This window comes from Dactylosporangium sp. NPDC005572, from assembly GCF_040605515.1.
GTDB lineage: Bacteria > Actinomycetota > Actinomycetes > Mycobacteriales > Micromonosporaceae > Dactylosporangium.
The window spans coordinates 15712-24185 of the sequence record NZ_JBEXCY010000181.1 but is presented as its reverse complement, the minus strand read 5'-3'; the positions used below and the strand labels follow the sequence as shown (position 1 = coordinate 24185).

Annotated in this window: 8 protein-coding genes and 1 pseudogene; 3 read left to right on the top strand and 6 right to left on the bottom strand. The window is 71.5% G+C overall.

What is annotated here, in order from left to right; translation table 11 throughout:
- Nucleotides 1-554 precede the first annotated feature (554 nt).
- Together mqnP and ABZS66_RS47570 are read right to left on the bottom strand one after the other, a co-directional pair.
- Nucleotides 555-1457, bottom strand: a complete 903-nt coding sequence (gene mqnP, locus ABZS66_RS47575) for a menaquinone biosynthesis prenyltransferase MqnP (RefSeq protein WP_354769662.1) — start codon at nt 1455-1457, stop codon at nt 555-557.
- Nucleotides 1454-2914: a menaquinone biosynthesis decarboxylase gene (locus ABZS66_RS47570; RefSeq protein ID WP_354769661.1), complete on the bottom strand. Its 1461-nt coding sequence runs from the start codon at nt 2912-2914 to the stop codon at nt 1454-1456. The genes mqnP and ABZS66_RS47570 overlap by 4 nt, the downstream gene beginning before the upstream one ends.
- 76 nt (nt 2915-2990) lie before the next feature.
- On the opposite strand from ABZS66_RS47570, the gene ABZS66_RS47565 reads away from it, so the two are divergent.
- Nucleotides 2991-3626 (top strand): UbiX family flavin prenyltransferase, encoded by a 636-nt coding sequence (locus tag ABZS66_RS47565; protein WP_354769660.1) that lies wholly within the window; start codon nt 2991-2993, stop codon nt 3624-3626.
- Here ABZS66_RS47565 and ABZS66_RS47560 read toward each other — a convergent pair.
- Nucleotides 3589-3816 (bottom strand): BldC family transcriptional regulator, encoded by a 228-nt coding sequence (locus ABZS66_RS47560; protein WP_190254936.1) that lies wholly within the window; start codon nt 3814-3816, stop codon nt 3589-3591. The two genes, ABZS66_RS47565 and ABZS66_RS47560, sit on opposite strands and share 38 nt — an antisense overlap.
- Nucleotides 3817-4001: 185 nt before the next feature.
- Here ABZS66_RS47560 and ABZS66_RS47555 point away from each other — a divergent pair, with 185 nt between their 5' ends.
- Together ABZS66_RS47555 and ABZS66_RS47550 are read left to right on the top strand one after the other, a co-directional pair.
- Entirely contained in the window at nt 4002-4457 is a 456-nt protein-coding gene (locus ABZS66_RS47555) for an Lrp/AsnC family transcriptional regulator (RefSeq protein WP_354769659.1), read from the top strand.
- Nucleotides 4458-4728: 271 nt separating this feature from the next.
- Nucleotides 4729-5574, top strand: coding sequence for an SDR family NAD(P)-dependent oxidoreductase (locus ABZS66_RS47550; RefSeq protein ID WP_354769658.1), 846 nt, complete (start codon nt 4729-4731; stop codon nt 5572-5574).
- Between the two features lie 20 nt (nt 5575-5594).
- Here ABZS66_RS47550 and ABZS66_RS47545 read toward each other — a convergent pair whose 3' ends face one another.
- The 3 genes and pseudogenes from ABZS66_RS47545 to ABZS66_RS47535 form a co-directional block, all read right to left on the bottom strand.
- Nucleotides 5595-6200 carry a putative glycolipid-binding domain-containing protein gene (locus tag ABZS66_RS47545; protein ID WP_354769657.1) on the bottom strand — a complete coding sequence of 202 codons (606 nt, stop codon included), beginning with the start codon at nt 6198-6200 and terminating at the stop codon, nt 5595-5597.
- A gap of 43 nt (nt 6201-6243) precedes the next feature.
- The gene (locus ABZS66_RS47540; RefSeq protein ID WP_354769663.1) at nt 6244-7536 is read right to left on the bottom strand and encodes a DEAD/DEAH box helicase; all 1293 of its coding nucleotides are present in this window, start codon (nt 7534-7536) and stop codon (nt 6244-6246) included.
- A gap of 111 nt (nt 7537-7647) precedes the next feature.
- A pseudogene (locus ABZS66_RS47535) lies at nt 7648-8474 on the bottom strand (hypothetical protein); the annotation flags it as partial.

Sequence of the window (8474 nt, the reverse complement as noted above, 5' to 3'; positions counted from 1 at the left end):
CACCCCAATCACATCGATCATGCCTCGGGTGTTGCAACCACCAGTTGAGCCCGCCATGACAGCCAGATGTTTCCCTCGATCATGGGCTGGTGGTGGCGCCGCATCGATGATGCGCCGGATATTACGGAAATGTCCGGTAAGGGTTGCGGTCATCGGCCGGTGGTCGGTAGGCGGCCGGCTGGGGTTGTGGGGCGGCCAGGAGCGCAAGCCGGCTACGCCACCCCGCGCATCGTCTGCGACGTCCCCTTTGTCGGCAAACGCCGGGTCTGCGCTGGGCGGCGGCTCGGAGGGCGCGCCACGGCCGCCGTCGCACGCTCCTCGTCGAATCGGCGAGCCCGTACGTGAATGGGCGCACGCCGACGCCGCCCTTGTCCTTGGCGGCCCGCCTATGGTGGCCCGCCGGCGCCACGCCCCAGCCGGTTCTAGCGCGGTCGCCTCCGTCAGGGGCGGGGGCCGCCGGCGCCGCGCCCCAGCCCGTCCTGGCGTGGTCGCCTCCGTCAGGGGCGGGGGCCGCCGGCGCCGCGCCCCAGCCGGTCCTGGCGCGGTCGCCTCCGTCAGGGGCGGAGACCGCCTAACGCGACCAGGTCGAGGACCGCGAAGACGAACAGGGCTATGCCCACGAACCCGTTGGCCGTGAAGAACGCCCGGTTGACGCGGGACAGGTCGGTGGGGCGGACGATGGCGTGCTCGTAGATGAAGGCGCCCGCCGTCAGGACCAGGCCGATCCACCAGAGCCAGCCCAGGCCGACCAGGTGGCCGAACCAGGCGAACAGCGCGAACGTCACCACGTGGGCAGCCGTTGAGAGGTGCAGGGCGAAGGGGACGCCGTAGCGGGCCGGGACCGAGTGGACGCCGATCTCGCGGTCGATCGCCGTGTCCTGGCAGGCGTAGATCAGGTCGAAGCCGCCGATCCACAGGCCGACCGCCAGGCCGAGGACCCAGGCGGGGCCGGAGCCGCGCAGGTCGCCCGTGACCGCGAGCCAGGCGCCGACCGGGCCGACCAGCTGCGCCAGGCCGAGGATGGCGTGGGGCCAGTTGGTGAAGCGCTTGCCGTACGGATACACGATCAGGGGGACCACGGCCAGCGGGGCCAGGGCCAGGCACAGCGGGTTGAGCAGGGCGGCGGCGCCCAGGAAGACGACCAGCGCGACGACGGCGCCGGTCCAGGCCGTGCGGACGCTGACGGCGCCGGTCACCAGCTCGCGCTTGGCGGTGCGCGGGTTTCGGGCGTCGATGTGCCGGTCGATGATGCGGTTGGCGGCCATCGCGAAGGTGCGGGCGCCGACCATCGCGATCGTGACGAGCAGCAGGTCGAGCCAGTCGACGCGCTGGTCGCGCACGGTCATCGCGGTCAGCGCCGCGAGGTAGGCGAACGGGAGCGCGAAGACCGAGTGCTCGATCGCGACCAGTCGCAGGAATGCCTTGACCCGGCTCGGGGGTGGCTCAACCAGCGTCACTTGAATCCGTACTCTTTCCAGCGCTTGTCGACCCGCGCCACGATCTCGGCCGGCATGACCATCTCATCCGGCCAGCCGCGATGATAGCCCTCCGACGGGCCCTTCCGCGTCGCGTCGATGCCGGCCTTGCCGCCCCAGAACTGCTGGTAGGAGGCGTGGTCGAGGTGGTCCACCGGACCCTCGGTGAGCAGCAGGTCGTGGGAGTAGTCGACGTTGCCGAAGGCGCGGAACGCGACCTCGGCGTAGTCGTGGACGTCGCAGTCCTCGTCGACGACCACGATGAGCTTCGACAGCGACAGCAGGTGGGCGCCCCAGATGGCGTTCATGACCTTCTGGGCGTGCTTCGGGTAGCGCTTGCGGATCGACACGATCACGCAGTTGTGGAAGACGCCGGCCGCGGGCAGGTCGTAGTCGACGATGTCGGGGATCAGGATCTTGAGCAGCGGCAGGAAGATGCGCTCCGTCGCCTTGCCCAGGCCGTGGTCCTCCTGCGGCGGCTTGGACGTGATGATCGAGTGGTAGATCGGCTGCTTGCGGGTCGTCATGCACTCCACGTGCAGCACCGGAAAATCCTCCACCGGCGTGTAGAACCCCGTGTGGTCGCCGAACGGGCCCTCCGGCAGCCGCTCGCCGGGCTCCAGATAGCCCTCGAGGATGATCTGGGCGTTGGCCGGCACCTGCAGCGGCACGGTCAGGCAGTCGACCATCTCGACCCGCTCGCCGCGGAGGAAGCCAGCGAACAGGTATTCGTCGATGTCGGACGGCAGCGGGGCGCTCGCCGTGTAGGAGACGACGGGGTCGGCGCCGATGGCGATGGCGACCGGGAGGCGGCGGCCGAGGCGCTCGGCGACCGCGTGGTGGGCCGTCGAGTCCTTGTGGATCTGCCAGTGCATGCCGATCGTGTTGTGGCTGTGCTGCTGCAGCCGGTAAAGCCCCAGGTTGCGCTTGCCCGTCTCCGGGTGCTTGGTGTGGGTCAGGCCGAAGTTGTGGTAGATGCCGCCGTCGTCGGGCCAGACCTGGAGGCCGGGCAGCCGGTTGAGGTCGACCTGGTCGCCCTTGTAGACGACCTCCTGGCAGGGCGCGCTCTTCACGTGCTTGGGCGGCACCGACTTGAGCTGCATCAGCTTGCCGATGCCGTCGCGGATGCCGGCCCAGCCGACCGGCAGCTCCGGCCTGGCGAGCTCACCGATCCGCGCGCCGACCTCGTCGAGGTGCTCGACGCCCAGCGCCATCGCCATGCGGCGCTCGGTGCCGAACAGGTTGATCGCCACCGGCATGTCGCCGCGGGCCGGCCGCTCGAACAACAGCGCCGGCCCGCCGGCCCGCACGGTGCGGGTGACGACCTCGCTGATCTCCAGGTGCGGGTCGACGGGCACACCGACCCGATGCAGCTCGCCCGCCCGCTGCAGGGCGGCGAGGAAGTCGTTGAGATCCGCGAAGGGGAAGCCGCGTGCCATGTACCCATCTTGGCAACACCCACTGACAGTTTTCCGGCGGGTCGGCGCTCATGCGTCCCATGGCACAGTTGTGGGTGTGAGTGACCAGCGCAGACCATGGGTCGTCGGGGTTTCCGGCGCGTCCGGCACGCCGTACGCCGCGGCGGTGCTCCGGGCACTGCTCGACGCCGGCGAGGCCGTCGACCTCGTCGTGTCGCGGGCGGCCCGGCTGACGATCCTCGACGAGACCGGCGTCTCGTTCCGCGACGCGCACTGGAAGGACGACCTGGCCGCGTGGCTGCAGGCACCCCTCGACGGCGCCGACGTCACCCACTGGCCGGCCGGCGACCTGGCCGCCGGTCCGAGCAGCGGCTCATACCCCGTCAAGGGCATGCTCGTCGTCCCGGCCAGCACCGCCGCCTGCGCCGGTATCGCCATCGGCCTGTCCAAGGATCTGCTGCAGCGCGCCGCCGAGGTCAACCTCAAGGAGCACCGACCGGTCGTGGTCGTGCCCAGAGAGACCCCGGTGACCCGCAGTCACCTGGAGCATCTCATCGCACTGCACGACGCGGGTGCGGTGGTCCTCCCCGCGAGCCCCGGCTTCTACTCCGCCGGTGCCGCGGCCACCGCCCAGCAGTTGGTCGATTTCGTCGCCGGCAAGGTTCTCGACGCCGCCGGCGTGTCCCACAGCCTGTTCACTCGTTGGTCGGGTGAGCTCGGCCATTCCCGGTAGTGGTGTCGTCGAGGGACTCATCTCCCTCGAGCAACGCCCTCACCTCGGATTCCCGGAACCGCCGGTGTCCTCCCGGGGTTCGGATGCTGCTGATCCGGCCGGCCGCCGCCCAGCGCGTCACCGTTTTCGGGTCCACGCGGAACAAGGCAGCGACCTCACCGGGCGTCAGCAGACGATCTCCCGTCTCCACGGCCCCTCCTTTACCCTGGGTGGCTCGCCGGGCCCGCGCACCCCCATGCTGCGAAGCTGAAAGCGCGAGTCATCCTGGGATGTACGCCCATTACAGCACCGCTCACGTGCCGTGTCCGGGAAACGAGGAAAACGCACTTCTTGGGCAATTACCGTGCTAAAACGCGGCGCACTAGGCTTGTCGTGATGGACCAGATCGATCGTCGACTCATCGACCTACTTCGGGACAACGCCCGCCTTCCATATGCCGAACTTGCCCGGAAGGTCGGGCTCTCCGCACCGGCCGTGCACGAGCGGGTCGGCAAGCTCGAGGCCTCCGGGGTGATTCAGGGGTACCGCGCCGAGGTTCAGCCGGAAGCCGTCGGCCTGCCGGTCACGGCGGTGATCGGCATCGTCCAGGACAGCAGCGGCGACACCGACGGCATCCTCGAGGCGCTGCGCGAACACCACGAGATCGAGTCGTGCTACTTCATGGCGGGTGAGGAGTCGTTCCTCTGCAAGGCCCGCGTGCGGACCATCGGCGACCTGGAGCGGCTGATCGTGGAGCTGAACCGGGTCAAGGGCATCGCACGCACCCGCACCGCGATCGCTCTCTCGACCAAGTGGGAGGGCCGCCCGCAGCCGGCGACCGACCAGTCCTGACCCCGATGACGGCCGGCCCCTTGCCGACATCCCCGCTCGGCGGTTGGATCGTTCCGTGTCGCCGGGCCACGCCTGTGCGGTGCGGGGAGTGACGGCGCTTCCACCGAGAGTGCGGTGGCGCGCCGGGCCACACCTGCGCGGTGCGGGGGCGACGGGCCGGGGCCAGCGCGAAGGTGTGATGGGCCAGGCGGCGTCGGGGTGTTCGGCGCCCGGCTCATGCTGTCGCTCCCACGCCGGGGTCGGTGCGGGAGATGCTTGCGGGGAGGCGTGCGTGAACGGTCGGACCGTCGGCGGGCAGGCCGTCGTCACCGGGGCCGGGCGTGGGCTCGGCCGGGCGGTCGCCGCTGAGCTCGCCCGTCGCGGCTACTCCGTGTGCCTCACGGACGTCGACGGCGATGCGGCCCGCGCCGCGGCGGAGTCGTTCGGTGCCCGCTCGGCGGCGCTGGACGTGCGGGACGAGGCGGCATGCGTCGCGCTCGCCGAGGACGCTGCTCGCCGGGACGGCGGGCTGGCCGTGTGGGTCAACAACGCCGGCATCCTGCCCACCGGGCCGGCCTGGACGCACGACGCCGCCACGCGCCGGGCCGTCATGGAGGTCAACGCCCTCGGCGCGATGAACGGCACCCTGGCCGCGCTCGCCGTCATGCGCGCCGCCGGCCGCGGGCACGTCGTCAACGTCGTGTCGCTGGCCGGCCTGGTCGCGGCGCCGGGCGAGGCCGTCTACGGCGCCAGCAAGCACGCCCTGCTCGCCTTCAGCCTGGGCACCCTCGCCGAGCTACGCGCCGCCGGCGAGCGCGCCGTCACGATCTCCTGCATCTGCCCGGACGGCATCTGGACGCCGATGCTGCACGACAAGCTGGACGACGCCGGGGCCGCGGCCTCGTTCACGGGCACGCTGCTCACCCCCGAGCGGGTCGCGCGCCGCATCGGCCGGCTCGTCGAACACCCGCGGCCGGTGGTCGCGCTGCCCCGCTGGCGGGGCGGGCTGGTCAGGCTCCTCGACGCCTTCCCGCGGGTCGCCATGCCGCTGGCCGGCACCATGCTCTCGCTCGGCCGCGCCGGCCAGCGCCGCCAGGCCCGGCGCCTGGCGGCCAGGCATACGCCGGCCGACGGCTGAGGCCGACCAGCGGCCGGCCGCTACGCGAGCGTCGCCAGGTCCGGATAATCCGTGACCCAGCCCTCCGCGTCGATCTCGATGACCGCCGTGAAGTTCTCCGAGCGATACCGCACGCGGCGCCCCTCCAGCACCTCATAGCTCTGCTCCACGGGCAGCACGGCGAGGCTGGGCAGCAGGATCCAGGCCGCCTCGATCGTCACCGTCGTGCCCGGGGCGGCCCGGTGCAGGCCCAGGCGCCGGATCGGCAGCGTGTTGGTCAGGGGCGAGTTGTAAAGGTCGACGTCGAGCACGTTGTGCAGCCGGTCGGGGTCCTCGATGCCGGCGAACGGGGCGCCCTTGAGCACCCGCTCCAGGTCACCCTGCTCGCCCGTGGTCACCCGCCAGCGGCCGGCGGCCCGCTCCATGCGTAACGTCCGCAGCCAGCCGGCACCCTCGGCCGTCACCTCGAACCGGGTGCTGGCCCATCCCTCGTCGGTGTGCAGCTCATAGCGGCAGGCATACACCCCGCGGTCGGCGGCGAACGCCGTGCCGCGGGCGTGCAGCCCCCGTCGGTCGTCCAGGGCGGCGAACTCGCCGCCGGTCGTGTCGGTCCTCTGCCAGGCGAACGCTCGTGGAAGCACCGTCATGCCGGCAACGTATCCGACCGGTACGACAAAAATCGCCCAGCGCTCAGCTCACCCGGGGGAATCGGTGGCGCGGCGGTCCGGTCCGCGGCCGGCGCGAGCCGCCCGCCGCCGGGCGCTGCGGAGCCACCCGCACGGGCACCCCGCTCGGCTGGCGCGCCCCGGTGACCTCGGCCAGCGCCGGGTCACCCGCACGCACCCGCAGCTCCTTCGGGGTCACCCCGGCCTTCGCCAGCAGGGCCGCCGCCCGCCGTCGCTGCCGCGGCAGCACCAGCGTCACGACCGTGCCCGCAGCGCCGGCCCGGGCGGTCCGGCCGGCCCGGTGCAGATAGTCCTTCTGGTCCCGGGGGAGATCCACGTGTACCACGAGCGACACGTCGTCGATGTGAATGCCCCGAGCGGCGACGTCCGTGGCGACGAGCACGTCGACCGTGCCCTCCCGGAACTCGGCGAGCGTCCGCGTGCGCACCCGCTGGGTCTTGCCGCCGTGCAGCGCTCCCGCCCGTACACCCACCGCGGCAAACTGGTCCACGAGCTCATCGACGGCAGCCTGAGTCTTCACGAACAGGATCGTCCGTCCTTGACGGGCCGCGATCGAGGCGGCGATCGCCACCTTGTCGTTCGGGGGCACCAGGAGCACGTGGTGGTCCATCGAGCCGACGGACGCGACCGGGGGCTCGATCGAGTGGGTCACGGGGTCGACCAGGAACCGGGCGACGAGCGTGTCGACGTCCTTGTCCAGCGTCGCGGAGAAGAGCAGCCGCTGGCCGCCCTCCGGCGTCTGGGCGAGAATCTCGGTGACCTCAGGCAGGAAGCCCATGTCGGCCATCTGGTCGGCCTCGTCCAGTACCGTGATCGCCACCGCGTCGAGGCGGCACACACCGCGCTTGATCAGGTCACCCAGCCGCCCGGGCGTCGCGACCAGCACGTCGACGCCGCGCTCCAGCGACCAGATCTGCCGGTCGTAGGGCACGCCGCCCACGGCGGTCTTGCAGAACAGCCCGAGCGCCTTGGCCAGCGGGGTCAGCGCGTCGTTGACCTGCATGGCAAGCTCGCGCGTCGGCACCAGCACGAGCGCCTTGGGTGCGTGCGGCCGGGACCGCCCGCTCGCCGCGATCCGGGCCAGGAGCGGCAGGCCGAACGCGAGCGTCTTGCCCGAGCCGGTCCGCCCGCGGCCGAGCACGTCACGGCCCCGCAGCACGTCGGGAACGGTCGCCGACTGGATAGGGAACGGCTCGGTGATGTCCTGCCGAGCGAGGGCCCGCACGAGCTTGGCGGGCAGCCCGAGCCCCGCGAAGCCGCTCTGCGCGGGCTCGGGGTGCTCGGTCGTTTCGAAGATTGAGGGGTACTGGCTGGCGTCGGCGAGCAGCAAGGAGAGTGGGACCTTCCGATTGGAGAACGGTTCAGCTTATCCGATCTCCGCGGAAGATCCCGCATCCCGTGTCGTGGCTCACTTCTGCGGTACACCCCGGAACGTGCTGTCCATGAAATCCCGGACCACAGTGACCGTGAAATAACCGCCGACCACCAGCACGATCAGGATGACCGCGATGATGATGTACACCCGCAGATTGCCGGACTTCGACGGCTCCTCGTCGTCGTCCGTTTCCTGCGTGCCCTGACTGAGAATGTGCCCGGTGAGCGAGCCGCTGTTCTCCAGGGGACTCCCGCCGTCGGCTGAAACAGGTCTTCCGCCCTGCCCGCCATAGACTGTGCCGGCTGAGAGCCGCTGGTTGCGAGCCCACTTCCCGTAGCTTTCCGCTGCGCTGCCGACCAGTTGCGTGGCCTCGGCGGGCGCTGCTTCCGTCTTTTCCTCTTCCGGTACCTCTACGGGCGGAGGAATTGCTGGGGGCTGCTGGTGCTCCGGCCCGGTGTGGTTCGGTGCGCCACTGGCCGGGTACGTGCCACCGGCATTTTGGTTCCCCTCTCGATCATTTCCCGAGAATGGACTCTCGTGGGTGGACGGCGGCCAGGACGGAAGGGCCGCATCCGGTACGTCTGGTGCCTTGGCGCCGGGCGGATTCCACCCCTGCTGCTGCGCGGGGGGCGGCGCCCAGCCCGGCTCACTCCCGCCACCCGAGGCGGGCGGCGGTGCCCATCCAGCACCCGGCTGGTTCCACGCCTGCTGCGCCGGGGGCCCCGACGCGGGCGGCGGCGAGGTGGGCGGCTGCCCCCACGAGGGCGCGGGAGGTTCGGCCGCTTGCCCCCACGCCGGCGCGGGGGGCGCGGAGGCCGGCTCAGCGGCCTGGCCCCACGACGGTGCCGGGGGTGCGGACG